Consider the following 15710-nt stretch of genomic DNA (forward strand, 5'->3'; position numbering starts at 1 on the left):
AAAAAAGGTGAGAGCTGAATGATTCGATCAATTATACGTGGTGTAGGAAGCGCTTTGCCAAAAAGAAGTTTGTCAAATGATGAGATTGCAAAGTTTGTTGAAACATCGGATTCATGGATTGTTCAGCGTACAGGAATACATCAACGTTATATTGCCAATAAAAATGAAACAACCGTTTCTTTAGGAGTCGAAGCTGCGCAAGAAGCTCTTATAAATGCTGGTCTTACAATAAAGGATATTGATTGTATTATTTTAGCAACCTCAACACCAAATCGTACTTTTCCTGCTTCTGCTGTTGAAATTCAGTATGCTTTGGGAATGAGCCATGGATTTGCTTTTGATATTCAAGCTGTTTGCTCTGGTTTTATTTTTGCTTTAACAACAGGAGATGCTTATATACAATGTGGAGCAGCTAAAAGAATTTTAGTTATTGGATCCGATACATTTTCTCGGATTTTAGATTGGGAAGATCGTACGACGTGCGTTTTGTTTGGTGATGGTGCGGGAGCTGCTATTTTGGAAGCACAAGAAGTTGAAGGGGGGATTGCTTTTGAGCGTGGTATATTATCTGCAAAACTACGTTCTGATGGTGCTTATATAGATAAGCTGTATGTTGATGGTGGACCTTCAACAACACAAACAACAGGCTATTTGCGTATGGAAGGACGAGAAGTCTTTAAATATGCTGTTGGTATGATAACGGATGTGGTTGATGATTGTTTTGCAGATGCAGGTATGAATTCTTCACAACTAGATTGGTTTGTACCTCACCAAGCTAATAAGCGCATTATTGAAGCATCTGCTAAAAAACTGGGAATTTCACCAGATAAAGTTGTAATTACCGTTGATCAACATGGTAATACGTCTGCTGCATCAGTTCCGTTGGCTTTAACAACAGCTGTTTGCGATGGAAAAATAAAAGAAGGAGATCTTATCATGTTAGAAGCTATGGGAGGTGGATTTACATGGGGAGCAATTCTTATTCGTTGGTAAATTATGGCTACTTGACCATATTTCAAGAAAACGTATAAGTCATTTTGTAATTTTTAATATTTAAATAGGTGGTTATAATGACAAGTAAGACAGTAACGCGTGCAGATTTAGCGAGCGTAGTTTGCAAAAAAGTGGGCTTGTCACATACTGAATCAGCAGCTTTGGTCGAATTGGTTTTGGATGAGATTTGCAACTCACTTGTAAGAGGTGAGGCTGTTAAACTCTCTTCTTTTGCAACTTTTCAGGTGCGCAGTAAAAATGAACGTGTTGGGCGCAATCCAAAAACAGGTGTTGAAGCGCCTATTCCACCACGACGTGTTGTAACATTTAAGGCTGCAAATGTACTTAAGCAGAGAGTTTTAGATTCGCATCGTGCAAGACAAAAAAATAGTATATCATAAATAAACGCGTGATAATGTTTGGTGTTTATTTAAAAATGTATAAATATAAGATAAAGTCCTGTATTTTGAGAAAAAAACTGTTTAGTAAATAGTCAATTATGGTCCTATTTTTGACTAATCTTGTTGAGAAATTGAAACGTAATGAATCATTGTCAAATCATTTTTCGTGTTTTAGATAAGGTGTTGAAAAATGGATAAAAGCTCTGATGCTTTTCGCACAATTAGCGAAGTAGCCGATTTGTTGGAGCTTCCGCAGCATGTCTTGAGATTTTGGGAAACACGTTTTAGGCAGATTAAACCAATGAAACGTGGAGGAGGAAGACGCTATTATCGTCCGGTCGATGTTGATTTACTCAATGGTATTAAGCAGTTATTATATGATCAAGGTTATACAATAAAAGGTGTGCAGCGTCTTTTGAAAGAAAATGGGGTTGCTTTTGTAACTGCTTTTGGGAATGGCGATCTTGATACCATGAATATTGTCATAGAGAAAAATCAAGTAGGACAAACTTTCGAAAATACCAGCAATAAGCCTAAAAAATCTTCTTTTGGGCTTTTGAGTTTCATAAAGAATGAGGGAGAAGCATCTGTTGGTTCTGTGAATCTTTACAAAGATAAAACCGATAAAGCATTGTTGCAAGAAATACTGTTTGAACTCATTGAATGTAAGCGTGTTCTTGATAGAGCACGATAATGTTTTTTTATTTATGTTCTCTTATTTTTTGGGTAAAACATGCGTTTGGAGGTTTCTTTATAAATCAGTATAGCGTCTAGCGCAGTCATGTGTCGTAGATATTAAACATTTTATAATGTGTGCCCCGAGCTTTATATGTTAAACAAGCATAATGTACCATATGTATCTATTTGACGAATTTTTTTTATAAGAATTTTAGATTTGATATAATATGAAGAGGGGAAAGAATTAACGTTGAATTTTGCAATTTTTCTTTGATTTAGCTGTATAACTCTTAGGGAAGTTAAAATAACATTTAGTCAGTGGAAGTCGCGAAATTTATAACGCTATTGTGTTTCCAATTCACACACTTGTTTTAAAGAGATATCTTTGAAAGCATCTAAGCCCATTTTGCTACGGTGCTTGTGAATAGTATAACGGTAAATCCATTGAGCACCAACATTTTTACGCTTGTAAAAGAGTAAGCTGGTATCATCATTATATTTAGCTCGCCTTCAATGTTTGCAAAAAACTTAGCTCTTGAGACTTTTTAGTCCTTTTTTAAATAGTTGCCACACACTCATCCCGCTTGTCACGTACAAGCGAATAATTTTGGTTGATTCAACACAAAAAGATTTGAAATGAGAGTATCCTATGATAGTCGAGATTCTTATTTAATATGAATAATAGTATATATTATTATAAATCAATATGTTGTCTTTTTTTGATAATACTATACTTTATGAATAAGATACATTATCATTCAGCTAGTTTACATATTTATTAATAAATATAATCTTGTTTCCAGTTTTATTTCTTGATGTTGCTATAATTCGTAATGATTTATCTATGATAATAGCACCATCTTTCTATTATAAAGCTAATAGATTAATGCTAGAAATTGGTATTTATTAATATTCAATTGTCTAAGATTTTTGCATTTAAACGGCTTATAACTCTTACATTCAATTTTTACTCATCCGCTTTGTAGAGTGTGATCAGATGATCCTTTCTTGTGATAGGTAATTATGTATAAAACCCCAAAACACGACAGTATCAAATCGTTTTATTTTGTATAAAAATTGATATCTTACCATCTTCTGTGATTTATATATTTATTACACGTTGCAAATCTGGAGGTGTTGCCTCATTTGAGAGTTGTTTAATCACATCTTTTATAGATAAAAAGGTTTGATTCGTACTTCCTAAGCGGCGCATATTTACGCTGTTTGTTTCAGCTTCACGTTTGCCGCATACCAAAATTACGGGAACTTTTTGTAAAGAATGTTCTCGTATTTTATAGTTAATTTTTTCATTGCGGAGATCTGTTGTTGCTGAAAGCCCAATAGCTTTAAGTTTTGCTGTTATTTTTTTGGCATATTCATTTGCTTCAGATGTAATTGTTGCAACAACAACTTGTTCAGGAGCAAGCCAAAGTGGCATATGTCCAGCAAAGTTTTCGATTAATATACCAAGGAAACGCTCCATTGATCCCAAAATAGCACGGTGGATCATAACAGGTTGACGTTTTTCTGAATCTTTATCAATATAGAATGCACCAAAACGTTCAGGGAGATTAAAGTCTATTTGTGTTGTTCCACATTGCCATTCACGACCGATAGCATCCTTTAATGTATATTCAAATTTTGGACCATAAAATGCTCCTTCACCTGGAAAGATGCTTGTTTTGATTTGTCCTGCAAATTTTGTTTCAATCGTTTTAAGGACAGATTCCATGATACTTTCTGCATGATCCCATAATGCATCAGATCCAACTCGTTTTTCTGGACGTGTTGAAAGCTTAAGACTGATTTCTTTAAAACCAAAATCAGCATAAGTTGATAAAATAAGATCATTAATACTGAGACATTCATCGGCTAATTGTTCATCAGTACAAAAAATATGCGCATCATCTTGTGTAAAACCACGCACACGCATAAGACCATGTAAAGAACCTGAAGGCTCATAACGGTGCACAAGACCAAACTCAGCAAGTCTAATAGGCAAATCACGATAAGATTTTAAACCATGTTTAAAAATTTGCACATGACCAGGGCAATTCATTGGTTTAAGAGCATAAACATTCCCATGATCTGAATCTTCTGCTGCTGGAATTGCTTTGAACATGTTCTCCTTATACCAGCCCCAATGGCCAGATATTTCCCAAAGTGACCTATCGAGAACTTGTGGCGCATTAACTTCAGCATATTGATGATCATCAAGGCGTCTACGCATATAGTTGATCAAATTTTGGAACATTTTCCAGCCTTTTTTGTGCCAAAAAATCATTCCTGGTCCTTCTTCTTGAAAATGAAATAAGTCCATTTCACGTCCCAAGCGGCGATGATCACGCTTTTCAGCTTCTTCTAACATATGGAGGTAGGCTTTTAAGTCATTTTCATTTGCAAATGCTGTTCCATAAATTCTCGTAAGCATCCGATTATTGGCATCGCCACGCCAATAAGCGCCTGCGACTTTCATTAATTTGAAAGCATTTCCAATTTGGCCTGTAGATTGCATGTGCGGTCCGCGGCAAAGATCAAACCACTCTCCTTGATAATAGATTTTTAAATCTTGATTTTCAGGAACGCTATCAATAAGTTCAACTTTATAAAATTCCTTTTTCTCAGAAAAAATTTTTCTTGCTTTTTCACGAGACCAAATTTCTTTCCTAAAAGGTTTATTGCGTTGAATAATTTCACGCATTTTTTTTTCAATGACGGTAAGATCATCTAATGTAAAAGGTTGTTGGCGTGCAAAATCATAATAGAATCCATTCTCAATAACAGGACCTATTGTCACTTGCGTTTCAGGAAAGAGTTCTTGCACTGCTTCAGCAAGAACATGGGCGCAATCATGTCTTATAAGTTCAAGAGCACGTGAATCTTCTCGGGTAATAATCTCTACTTGACCAGATTGTCCCAATGAATCCGATAGATCTCGCATAATGCCATTAAGACTATAGGCGACTGCTTTTTTTGCTAATGATTTAGAAATGGATTCTGCTAATTCCAAACCTGTCATTTCGGCGGGGTAATTACGTTTTGAACCATCTGGAAAAGAAAGAGAAATAGAGCAAGACATAAAAACACCCTTTAAATCCAATTCCGCTAACGATTGCGGATGATTTTTCGTGAAAACTAAGTAAAAAGCTTATAGACTAATTTTTCTATCAGTACATATAAAAAAAGAAAAGGATTATTTATTGTGTTTGTCAGAAATTTTCCAGTAACGCCAAGGTTTATAAAAACAGCAAGAATTTCCCAGTAATGGAGGGACTGGATCAAAGCCAGCTGTTCCAAAGGGTCCACAACGCATGATACGAAAAAATCCCATCCATGCACCAGCCCAAAGCCCATGGCGTGCAATCGCTTCATATGTATATTCTGAACAAGTTGGGGCATGGCGACACTGATTGCCTATAAGACTCGAAAGTGTTATTTGATAGAGACGTATTAAGCAAATGCCCAATAATCGTCCGGGTGTTTTTTGCCAAGTGCCAGTGTAATTTCGAGTCAATTTTTTTTGTCGAGATTGCGATTTGAACATTTATTTTTCTTCAATTTTTTGAATACAATCTATCGTTGCCTCAAAGGGCAGTAGTGTTGCTGCATGGCGCACTTTATAGTCTTTAATGGGCTGTAAGCAAGAAAAATCCTCAAATGGAGCTTGAGGAGAAGGACCATCTTGCGTTAGCATTTGATAGATAATTTCACGCAATATTTTAAGATCTTGTGTTGTTTTTCCGATGATATGAGATGCTAAAAGTGAAGCCGAAGCTTGCCCTAGCACGCATGCGTGTATTTCATGGGCAAAATCCGTAATAATATCATTTTTTACTTTTAAATCTACGATAATTGTTGAACCGCAAAGGTGTGTATGTTTCCTTGATGTTGCATCAGGATTATTAAGGCGCCCAATTTTGCTTATATGTGCTGCATATTCAATTATTTTATCATTATAGATATTATCAATCATGCGCTATTGCCTGAAATTTTGAGAGCTGTGATTGTTTAAACTTTTAATTCGCTTATATAGAGATTATACAAAATGAAATAGATATTTAGCAAATGCTTTGTAGAGAGTAGGGTTGGAGTTTTTGAATGCGTAATGTTGTTAAAGAAGGTTCAAAGGATTCTTTTTTATCTGAAGAAAAGCGTCCTAATATTGAAGAGGTAGAAGAAGCGATTCGTACATTACTCTTATGGGTAGGGGAAAATCCAAGTAGAGAAGGGCTTTTAGATACACCAAGACGTATGGCTAAGGCATATCGCGAGCTTTTTAATGGTTATAGTCAATCGGTTGAAGAAACTTTAGGCACGGTTTTTGAAGAGGTTTCAGGATACAATGAATCGGTAATCGTAAAAAATATACCTTTTTATTCACACTGTGAACATCATATGATCCCAATTATCGGGAAAGCGCACATAGCCTATCTTCCTAATACAAAAGTCGTTGGCCTTTCAAAAATTGCACGTGTTGTAGATATTTTTTCTCGTCGTTTACAAACACAAGAAGCTATGACAGCGCAGGTAGCTCACGCTTTAAAAACATATCTAAAACCCCTTGGTGTCGCAGTACTGATTGAGGCTGAGCACATGTGTATGACTATGAGAGGAATTCAAAAACAGGGTTCTACAACAATTACCAAAAACTTTCATGGTTCTTATGAAAAAGATCAAGCTGCACAAGCATATTTTATGATGATGGTTCAAAGATCATAGGAAAGCCCATATTTCTCGTAATCTTTATTAAGTTATAAATTATCTGGATAAAATAAATTATGAGAAACAGAAAATTGGCTTGTACCTTTCTTGATGATTTGTTAAAGGCTGGAATCCAAAGTTTTTTGTTTCACCACGTGCGGTCGTGGCGGAATTGGTAGACGCGCAGCGTTGAGGTCGCTGTGGGGCAACCCGTGGAAGTTCGAGTCTTCTCGACCGCACCATTTGGCAATTAATCTCTGTAATGAGAGGAAGTTGTGTAAAAAGAGAATGTATCATTATAAAGAAATCTTTCTTTTTTTATTATTTGTTGGTGTATTTCCAATAATGTTTCATTAATTTTTCATTTTTTATTACTTTAATTCTGTGCATTTGAAATGTTATATTTTTTATAGGGTGGGATGGTGTTGCAGTGAAAAGTATAGTGGTTTTAAGATATTTAACACTTCTTATTTGTATTTCTTTATTATCAGCATGTAGCGATTCGCGTGCTGTACTTTGGCATGGGGTGCATGCAACTCCTTCTATGATTGCAGTAGAAAGGGAAGTTGAAGGAAAACCAATTTCTCCAAAAGCCATTGTTCCAGTGTATGTTGCAACAAGTCGTATGATGCAAAATAATTACTCTCAACCTTATGGCATAGAGCGATCAAATAAAGTGCATTATAATCGTGTTGATGTAGGAATCCCCCAGCAACATGTAAAGGGAGTTGTTGAAATAAATGCGTATAAACCTACGCATGATAAATATTTTGCAGCAGTAGCATTACAAAAATACGATAATAAAGAACAGTTTAAGCAGCAATTAAATGCTGCTTTAGCAAAAAAGCCAAAAGGAAAAAGAGAAATTTTTCTTTTTATCCATGGATATAATAATAATTTTGCAGATGGTACATTTCGTACGGCGCAGTTTACACACGATTATTCTTTAAATGTTGTCGCTGTGCATTATTCTTGGCCTTCTGCTGGATCAGTTCCTCTTTATATTTATGATCGTGACAGTGCTAATTTTGCCCGTGACGGATTAATAGAGCTTTTGACACTTATTAGTGAAACCAATGCTGATCAGATTTCGGTCATTGCACATTCTATGGGCAATTTTGTTATAATGGAGGCATTTAGAACTTTAGCCCTACAGGGAAAATATAAGCCTATTCATCGTATTACAAGTTTATTAATGGCTGCACCAGACATTGATGTTGATGTATTTGAGCGCCAACTTAATGATATAAAAAAACTCCCACAGCCAACAGCTATTTTAGTATCCAGAGCGGATAAAGCTCTTGCTGTTTCAGGACGTCTTACGGGTGGACATCATCGTGTGGGTGATGGCTCAGATATTGAAATGTTGCGTAAAAACGGAATAGCTGTTCTTGATTTCTCTCATGTAGATGGAGGGGCCCATAATGTCTTTGCATCTTCGCCAACATTGATGGCTCTTTCTCGAGAAGGTTCTTTGGCTTCAACAATTATGCAAGGTACAGAATTGTCACCTAGTCAAGCTCTTCTTGCTGATGGTAGTAGTGTGTTGGAGAAAACAACACATCTTATCCTTTATACACCTGTACGTTTTCTCTCTCCACGAATTCCACGTTGATAGTGAAAAGAGAAAAAAGGTTTCATCGAATAATGCATTAGAATAATATTTTTTAGCACTTTCTTTAGAATGCCTTTGTAAAATAAAAATAAATAGCGGAATGAATGTAAAAAAACAGTCATTAGGTAAGTTTGTGATGAATGCACGAAAACGCTATGTCAATACCCCTACAGTTGTTGATTATTTATCTCATTCCGCAATTAAGTTGTTAGACATTCATACTATGCTTGTGAAGGTGAGAAAAGGTGATATGGGGGAAAAACCAAATTTATTGCGTCAAATTGATTCTACGAAACAACAATTAGATGAGATAAGCCATGCTCTTATTTTAGAATATCGTAAACGTCAAGAAAATGAACGCTTTTTAAAACAAATTCTGCTATCCATTTCCGATCAACTTTTTTCACTTAATAATGGTTTTAAGGAAACTGGGCGTCTTTTCTTTCAAGAAGTTAGAATACTTCAATCCCAGATGCAATGTTTATATGAGGGGAAGGAGAGGTTGCATTTATTGAATAGCCAAGAAGCTTTTTGTTCTCCATCAAAAATTGATGAAATCATTAAACAGTTACAAAAAGCGCGAGAAAAGCTTATTATTGAAAGCCCTCATCTCTTTGAGAAAAAAACAAAAGCTAAACAATAAAAGTTTTTTTAATTGAAAAGATAGATAATTTCACAGAAAAAACGCTGTTAGAAGACTATAGTCTTTTTAAAGAAAAGAATTTGCAATAATAAACAAGTCGCGTATATTTGATAATCACACTTTTTATTGCATTAAAGCTTTAAGAGACTTTGGTTGTCTCTTTGGTGAAGTTAAGCAGGGAAGACTTTATTAGCAAGAATCAGATTGTATAAAGAAGCGCAAGGACATATGATATTTATATTCTTTATGTTTCGATAAAAATAAAGAAAAAATCTCAAATTAGAAATTAAAGGTGGATGAAAAGGCAAGTTAAGTAAAAGCAATTCAAGGTTATCAGCATCACTTGTAATGTCATCTCCTCAGGGTAAATATGCCATAAAAAATTTGGAACAAAATATCAGTTTTTTTGCATGAGCTTGTATAAAGTTAACGATATCTTCCTTAAAAACTGTAATGATATTCGTTTTGAAGAGAGATCACGAATTATCGCATTAAGATTAACAAACGTGAGTACACCAATATTTTTAATTTATATATCCTATTGTAGGATTTGAATTTTATGATGATATTAAACGTACTATGTAATTGTATATGCTTGATAATATTTTTTGTATAGAGATAGTGTACAATATCTTCACACGTTTAAAATAATGACCAATAAAATCTAAAAATTAGCTGTATCTTTAGCATTTTTATTTTCTATAGAAATTGGCAAAAAATCTGTTCCAGTAAGGATGGAAGATAAGATACATAGAACTGTATACTTTACATCAAGATATAGCTTCTCTCTTAAGAAAAGCAATCTATTTTTGTCGAAAAAACTTCACAATCAAGCCTTCTAATCTGTTGCAACATGAACCGATGTTGCATTTATGAGACTTTTAAATGGTTTATCCCAAAAGAAACTAACAGACTTCAAGAAATATTAGAATCCATTTGCCGAGATCACGCTCTGCAGAAGCATGTTGCAAAATCTCATTCCCTCACTTTTACCTATGCATCCCTCATTCAAAGATATGCCAAAAAATTAATAGACATATAAAAGCATATGGTGGGCGATGAGAGACTCGAACTCCCGACATCCTCGGTGTAAACGAGGCGCTCTACCAGCTGAGCTAATCGCCCAATGCAATAATCAGCAACTGAATGAACCCTCTTTAAGGAAATTTTTTTCTAAACGCAAGAATAAAGATAGTATTTGATAATTTTTTTAAAAAATGCATAATCCTTCTTGACATAAACGAATGAACCCCTTACACGACCGCTTGTACCAAATAAATTAATTGGTTCAAAAAATGCGCGGGTGTAGCTCAGTTGGTTAGAGTGCTGGCCTGTCACGCCGGAGGTCGCGGGTTCGAGCCCCGTCACCCGCGCCATTTTCTATTTCCTCATAGGACTTTCTTTTTAAGATGTCCTTGTACTGTAGGTTAGGTGGTAGAGTATTTGATTTAGGGGGGGAAGTAAGTATATTTTTTCTTTTTATATGATTATAAGAATAGGACTTGCGTCTTTTTTTTCTCTGCGTTACCTATGCCGATGAGAAAAGTATCGCTCTGTATATCTTTGAAGCTGTATAAGCAGAGTCAATGAAGCGGTTATTAAGTTTGCCTGTTTGATTTCGCAATATTGAATAATTGTGTTAAGCTTAGGCATTTCGTTACGATGGAAGAGGGTTATGGCTTATTTATTGAGCTCTTATTTACCGGTCTTGATCTTTATTATTGTTTCGGCAGTTATTGCTGGAGCTTTGTTGATTATACCTTACATTGTAGCATATCGTTCCCCCGATCCTGAAAAGTTATCGGCTTATGAATGTGGGTTTAATTCATTTAGTGATGCTCGCATGAAGTTTGATATTCGTTTCTATTTGGTATCAATTTTATTTATTATTTTTGATCTTGAAGTTGCTTTTCTTTTTCCTTGGGCTGTTTCATTCAAATCGATAGGTGTGTTTGGCTTTTGGTCGATGATTGTGTTTTTAGCGATTTTGACTATTGGATTCATATATGAATGGAAAAAAGGAGCTCTTGAATGGAATTAAAATCTAATCATTCAACAATTACAGCTCCGAAACCAAAAGGAATCATTGATCCCAATACTGGTGAATTGATAGGATCTAACGATAAGTTTTTTCGTGATATTAATGCTGAATTATCAGATAAGGGTTTTTTAGTTACCTCGGCAGATGCTTTGATTACTTGGGCACGTACCGGTTCTTTAATGTGGATGAGTTTTGGTTTGGCTTGTTGTGCTGTCGAAATGATGCAATGTTCAATGCCTCATTATGATAATGAGCGTTTTGGATATGCACCACGAGCTTCTCCCCGTCAATCAGATGTGATGGTGGTGGCAGGTACTCTAACAAATAAGATGGCTCCTGCTTTAAGAAAAGTGTATGATCAGATGCCAGAGCCGCGTTATGTGATTTCTATGGGATCATGTGCAAATGGCGGGGGATATTATCATTATTCCTATTCAGTGGTGCGTGGCTGTGATCGTATTGTGCCTGTCGATATTTATGTTCCAGGATGTCCACCGACAGCAGAGGCATTATTATACGGCATATTATTGTTACAGAAAAAAATCCGTCGTACCGGATCCATAGAGCGATAGAGAGTTTTCTTGTCATGATGAATGAATCATTGGTTGAACTTGCGGCTTATTTGGAAAATAAGTTAGGAAATAAGCTTGAAGAGGCTGTTCTTGCTTTTGGTGAATTGACTATTGTGGCACGTCTTGATGCAATTATCGATGTCTTAATGTTTGTTCGTGATGATTCTCGCTGTCAATTTATTAATCTTACAGACATTAGTGGTGTGGATTATCCTTCTCGCGATAAGCGCTTTGATGTTTCTTACCAATTATTATCCCCTCGTGAAAATTTACGCTTACGTGTAAAAGTTCGTACGGATGAAAATACTCCCGTTGCTTCAGCTTGTACGGTTTATCCTGGCGCAGAATGGTATGAACGTGAAACGTATGATATGTATGGGATTTTATTTTCAGGACATCCGGATTTAAGACGGATTTTAACAGATTATGGTTTTGAAGGATATCCTTTACGTAAAGACTTTCCCGTGACAGGATTTGTTGAATGCCGTTATGATAATGAAGCAAAGAGAGTGATTTATGAACCTGTTGTTTTACGCCAAGAGATGCGTAATTTTGATTTTCTTTCTCCTTGGGAAGGAGGACAATATATTTTACCATGTGATGAAAAAGCAGAGGGTAAAAAATGATATTGGTTTTGATAAGGCGTTCTATTAGAATAGCGCATTTTTTTAATAATTAATGTTTTTAATATGATAGATTTTTTTAATATTTGATATGAAGTTTTTAAAAAAGCAAGGGGTTGATTGTGGCTGAGGTCAATGTTCGAAACTTTAATATCAATTTTGGTCCGCAACATCCTGCAGCGCATGGCGTTTTGCGCATGGTTCTAGAGTTGGACGGTGAAGTTGTTGAGCGTGTAGATCCACATATTGGATTATTGCATCGTGGTACCGAAAAATTAATGGAAACAAAGACCTATCTTCAAGCGGGTCCTTATCTAGATCGTTTAGATTATGTTGCTCCTATGAATCAGGAACACGCTTTTGTTCTTGCTATTGAAAAATTATTGGATATTGAAGTTCCTAAAAGGGGGCAATTAATACGTGTTTTATTTTGTGAAATTGGGCGTATTCTGAACCATTTGCTTAATGTAACGACACAGGCAATGGATGTTGGTGCTTTGACACCTCCTCTTTGGGGGTTTGAGCAACGTGAAAGATTGATGATTTTTTATGAACGTGCCTGTGGCGCTCGTCTTCATGCAAATTATTTTCGCCCCGGTGGTGTGCATCAGGATTTACCAGAATCTTTAGTTGAGGATATTGGTAATTTTATTGATTCATTTCTTGTTTCTCTTGGTAAACTTGATGCGCTTGTGACACCAAATCGGATTTTCAAGCAGCGTAATGTAGATATTGGTGTCGTAAGTATTGATGAAGCTTGGGCACGTGGTTTTTCTGGAGTTATGATCCGTGGGGCTGGTGTGCCATGGGATTTGCGTAAAAGTCAGCCTTATGAATGTTACGATGAAATGGAATTCGATATTCCTATAGGTAAAAATGGTGATTGTTATGATCGCTATCTTATTCGTATGGAAGAAATGCGTCAATCAGCGAAAATTATGCGTCAATGCGTAGAACGGTTACTGGGGACTGAAAAGAAGGGACCAGTTTCGAGTTTGGATCGCAAAATTGTACCACCAAAGCGGAACGAAATGAAAAGTTCAATGGAAGCATTGATTCATCACTTTAAACTTTATACGGAGGGTTTTCACACACCTCCTGGAGAAGTGTATGTTGCTGTAGAGGCTCCAAAGGGTGAGTTTGGTGTTTATCTTGTTTCTGATGGAACCAATAAGCCTTATCGTGTCAAGTTGCGTGCTCCTGGATTTGCTCATCTCCAAGCTATGGATTTTTTAACCCGAGGCCATATGTTGGCGGATGCTACAGCTATTTTGGGTTCGATTGATATTGTTTTTGGGGAGGTTGATCGCTAATGTCCGTACGCCGTCTTGCAGATGATATCTATCAGCCCGCAGAGTTTTCTTTTACAAAAGAAAATCAAATATGGGTTAAAAATACTATAGAAAAGTATCCTGTCGGGCGTGAGCAATCAGCTGTCATTCCATTATTAATGCGTGCACAAGAGCAAGATGGTTGGGTGACACGTGCTGCAATTGAACATATCGCTCAAATTCTTTCTATGGCATATATCCGTGTCTTAGAAGTTGCTACTTTTTATACTCAGTTTCAGCTTAAGCCTGTTGGAACAAAAGCGCATATTCAAGTTTGTGGAACAACGCCTTGTATGTTACGTGGTTCTGATGAATTGATTAAAGTTTGTCAGAAAAAAATTCATCACGAACCTTTTACGACAAATCAGGATGGAACATTGTCATGGGAAGAGGTGGAGTGTCTTGGTGCTTGTGTTAATGCTCCCATGGTTATGATTTTTAAAGATACTTACGAAGATCTTACAGCGGAACGCCTTGAAGAGATTATCGATGCATTTGAGGCGGGAAAGGGTCCTGAGATAGCTGTTGGTCCGCAAAATAGTCGTAAATCGTCGGAGCCAATTAGTGGTTTAACATCTCTTCTTGATGATGAAGAAAAAAGTAAATCTCTCAAGGGATCAAAGAAAAAGGATAATAAGGGAATGGAATCTTAGTAAAATTTTTTTTGAAAAGATATTCCATTATGTCACTCATTTATAACAACATTTGATTAAAAGTAGAAAGTTTCAAGATTTTTTTTAAATTGCATTTGAGGAAAAGCTAAAAATGCTACGGGCAATAGAAAAAAAGGTGGGGTATGCTAGCTGATAAAGATCGTATCTTCACCAATATTTATGGTTTAAAAGACAAATCATTAAAGGCTGCGATGTCGCGTGGACATTGGAATGGTCTGAAAGGGATTATTGACAAAGGTCGTGACTGGATTATTGATGAGGTGAAGGCGTCGGGTTTACGCGGTCGTGGTGGTGCTGGTTTTCCTACCGGAATGAAATGGTCTTTTATGCCAAAGCAGAGTGATGGGCGTCCTCATTATTTGGTTGTCAATGCTGATGAATCAGAGCCTGGGACATGTAAAGACCGTGATATTTTACGGCATGATCCCCATACTTTGATTGAAGGATGTGCAATCGCTACTTTTGCTATGGGAGCCAATGTTGCTTTTATTTATATTCGTGGTGAATATATTCGTGAGCGTGAAGCGCTACAAGCTGCCGTTGATGAATGTTATGATGCAGGTTTGCTTGGCAAAAAAACAAAATATGGGCATGCTTGCGATATTATCATTCATCATGGAGCCGGTGCTTATATTTGTGGTGAAGAAACGGCCCTTCTTGAAAGTCTTGAGGGAAAAAAGGGACAACCTCGGCTTAAACCACCATTTCCTGCTAATATGGGGATTTATGGCTGTCCAACAACAGTCAACAATGTAGAGTCCATTGCCGTTGTTCCAACAATTTTGCGGCGAGGAGCTTCGTGGTTTTCATCAATTGGGCGGGCGAATAATGTTGGCACAAAATTATTTATGGTTTCAGGGCATGTTAACGCCCCTTGTACATTTGAAGACGCTCTTGGTGTTTCATTCCGTGAATTAATTGAAAAACATACGGGTGGTATTCGTGGTGGATGGAATAATCTTTTAGCAGTTATTCCAGGGGGGGCTTCTTGTCCAGTCGTCCGTGGTGAGGATATGATCGATGCGATTATGGATTTTGATGGGATGCGAGATGTCGGGTCTTCTTTTGGCACAGGGGGAATGATTGTTATGGATAAATCAACCGATATTATCAAAGCAATTTGGCGTATAGCTGTTTTTTTTAAGCACGAGAGTTGTGGTCAGTGTACACCGTGTCGTGAGGGGACGGGTTGGATGATGCGTCTTTTAGGACGTATGGTTGAGGGAAGAGCGCAAAAACGCGAGATTGATCTTTTATTTGAGGTTTCTCAACAAGTTGAAGGGCATACTATCTGTGCTCTTGGCGATGCTGCAGCGTGGCCTGTACAAGGGCTGATTCGTAATTTCCGTCCAGAAATTGAACGTAGAATTGATGAATATACGCGAAATGTCGTCCAAAGAAAAAATATTGCTTTGGAAGTCGTGGGATAGAAAATTTT

Annotated in this window: 15 protein-coding genes, 3 tRNA genes and 1 pseudogene; 15 read left to right on the forward strand and 4 right to left on the reverse strand. The window is 36.5% G+C overall.

Annotated elements, in window-relative coordinates; translation table 11 throughout:
- Positions 1-18: 18 nt before the first annotated feature.
- The 3 genes from ACFIM1_RS04965 to ACFIM1_RS04975 all read left to right on the forward strand — a co-directional run bounded on the left by ACFIM1_RS04965 (position 19) and on the right by ACFIM1_RS04975 (position 2088).
- Positions 19-993 (forward strand): beta-ketoacyl-ACP synthase III, encoded by a 975-nt coding sequence (locus ACFIM1_RS04965; protein WP_375608297.1) that lies wholly within the window; start codon positions 19-21, stop codon positions 991-993.
- A 77-nt stretch (positions 994-1070) separates the two neighbouring features.
- A complete protein-coding gene (locus ACFIM1_RS04970) occupies positions 1071-1394 on the forward strand; it encodes an integration host factor subunit alpha (protein ID WP_375608296.1) in 324 nt (107 codons plus the stop codon).
- A gap of 190 nt (positions 1395-1584) precedes the next feature.
- Positions 1585-2088, forward strand: coding sequence for a MerR family transcriptional regulator (locus ACFIM1_RS04975; protein ID WP_375609390.1), 504 nt, complete (start codon positions 1585-1587; stop codon positions 2086-2088).
- A 1086-nt stretch (positions 2089-3174) separates the two neighbouring features.
- On the opposite strand, the gene thrS is transcribed toward ACFIM1_RS04975, so the two are convergent.
- From thrS to ACFIM1_RS04990, 3 genes are all read right to left on the reverse strand, one after another.
- On the reverse strand, positions 3175-5151 hold the full coding sequence (thrS, locus tag ACFIM1_RS04980; protein WP_375694487.1) for a threonine--tRNA ligase: 1977 nt from the start codon (positions 5149-5151) through the stop codon (positions 3175-3177).
- Positions 5152-5265: 114 nt separating this feature from the next.
- The gene (gene yidD, locus ACFIM1_RS04985; protein ID WP_375608293.1) at positions 5266-5616 is read right to left on the reverse strand and encodes a membrane protein insertion efficiency factor YidD; all 351 of its coding nucleotides are present in this window, start codon (positions 5614-5616) and stop codon (positions 5266-5268) included.
- Positions 5617-6045 carry an iron-sulfur cluster assembly scaffold protein gene (locus ACFIM1_RS04990; protein ID WP_375608292.1) on the reverse strand — a complete coding sequence of 143 codons (429 nt, stop codon included), beginning with the start codon at positions 6043-6045 and terminating at the stop codon, positions 5617-5619.
- 125 nt (positions 6046-6170) lie between these two features.
- Here ACFIM1_RS04990 and folE point away from each other — a divergent pair, with 125 nt between their 5' ends.
- From folE to ACFIM1_RS05015, 5 genes and pseudogenes are all read left to right on the forward strand, one after another.
- The gene (gene folE / locus ACFIM1_RS04995; protein ID WP_375608291.1) at positions 6171-6791 is read left to right on the forward strand and encodes a GTP cyclohydrolase I FolE; all 621 of its coding nucleotides are present in this window, start codon (positions 6171-6173) and stop codon (positions 6789-6791) included.
- 139 nt (positions 6792-6930) lie between these two features.
- Positions 6931-7015 (forward strand) — tRNA-Leu (locus ACFIM1_RS05000).
- Positions 7016-7203: 188 nt separating this feature from the next.
- Complete coding sequence (locus tag ACFIM1_RS05005; RefSeq protein ID WP_375608290.1) at positions 7204-8388, forward strand: alpha/beta hydrolase; 1185 nt, start codon at positions 7204-7206, stop codon at positions 8386-8388.
- A 136-nt stretch (positions 8389-8524) separates the two neighbouring features.
- Positions 8525-9031, forward strand: a complete 507-nt coding sequence (locus ACFIM1_RS05010) for a hypothetical protein (protein ID WP_375608289.1) — start codon at positions 8525-8527, stop codon at positions 9029-9031.
- A gap of 701 nt (positions 9032-9732) precedes the next feature.
- A pseudogene (locus tag ACFIM1_RS05015) lies at positions 9733-9960 on the forward strand (hypothetical protein).
- Between the two features lie 120 nt (positions 9961-10080).
- Here ACFIM1_RS05015 and ACFIM1_RS05020 read toward each other — a convergent pair.
- Positions 10081-10156 (reverse strand) — tRNA-Val (locus ACFIM1_RS05020).
- 174 nt (positions 10157-10330) lie between these two features.
- On the opposite strand from ACFIM1_RS05020, the gene ACFIM1_RS05025 reads away from it, so the two are divergent.
- The 7 genes from ACFIM1_RS05025 (at position 10331) to nuoF (ending at position 15702) form a co-directional block, all read left to right on the forward strand.
- Positions 10331-10407 (forward strand) — tRNA-Asp (locus ACFIM1_RS05025).
- A 299-nt stretch (positions 10408-10706) separates the two neighbouring features.
- A complete protein-coding gene (locus ACFIM1_RS05030) occupies positions 10707-11072 on the forward strand; it encodes an NADH-quinone oxidoreductase subunit A (protein WP_375608288.1) in 366 nt (121 codons plus the stop codon).
- A complete protein-coding gene (locus ACFIM1_RS05035; RefSeq protein WP_375608287.1) occupies positions 11063-11644 on the forward strand; it encodes a NuoB/complex I 20 kDa subunit family protein in 582 nt (193 codons plus the stop codon). Before ACFIM1_RS05030 ends, ACFIM1_RS05035 begins: the two co-directional genes overlap by 10 nt.
- A 17-nt stretch (positions 11645-11661) precedes the next feature.
- Complete coding sequence (locus ACFIM1_RS05040; protein WP_375609400.1) at positions 11662-12270, forward strand: NADH-quinone oxidoreductase subunit C; 609 nt, start codon at positions 11662-11664, stop codon at positions 12268-12270.
- A 119-nt stretch (positions 12271-12389) separates the two neighbouring features.
- A complete protein-coding gene (locus ACFIM1_RS05045; protein ID WP_375608286.1) occupies positions 12390-13580 on the forward strand; it encodes an NADH-quinone oxidoreductase subunit D in 1191 nt (396 codons plus the stop codon).
- Positions 13580-14251, forward strand: coding sequence for an NADH-quinone oxidoreductase subunit NuoE (nuoE, locus tag ACFIM1_RS05050; RefSeq protein ID WP_375606833.1), 672 nt, complete (start codon positions 13580-13582; stop codon positions 14249-14251). The genes ACFIM1_RS05045 and nuoE overlap by 1 nt, the downstream gene beginning before the upstream one ends.
- Positions 14252-14394: 143 nt before the next feature.
- On the forward strand, positions 14395-15702 hold the full coding sequence (nuoF, locus tag ACFIM1_RS05055) for an NADH-quinone oxidoreductase subunit NuoF (protein WP_375606834.1): 1308 nt from the start codon (positions 14395-14397) through the stop codon (positions 15700-15702).
- Positions 15703-15710 lie beyond the last annotated feature (8 nt).

Origin of the sequence: Bartonella sp. AC158YNML, assembly GCF_042196725.1 — a bacterium.
GTDB lineage: Bacteria > Pseudomonadota > Alphaproteobacteria > Rhizobiales > Rhizobiaceae > Bartonella.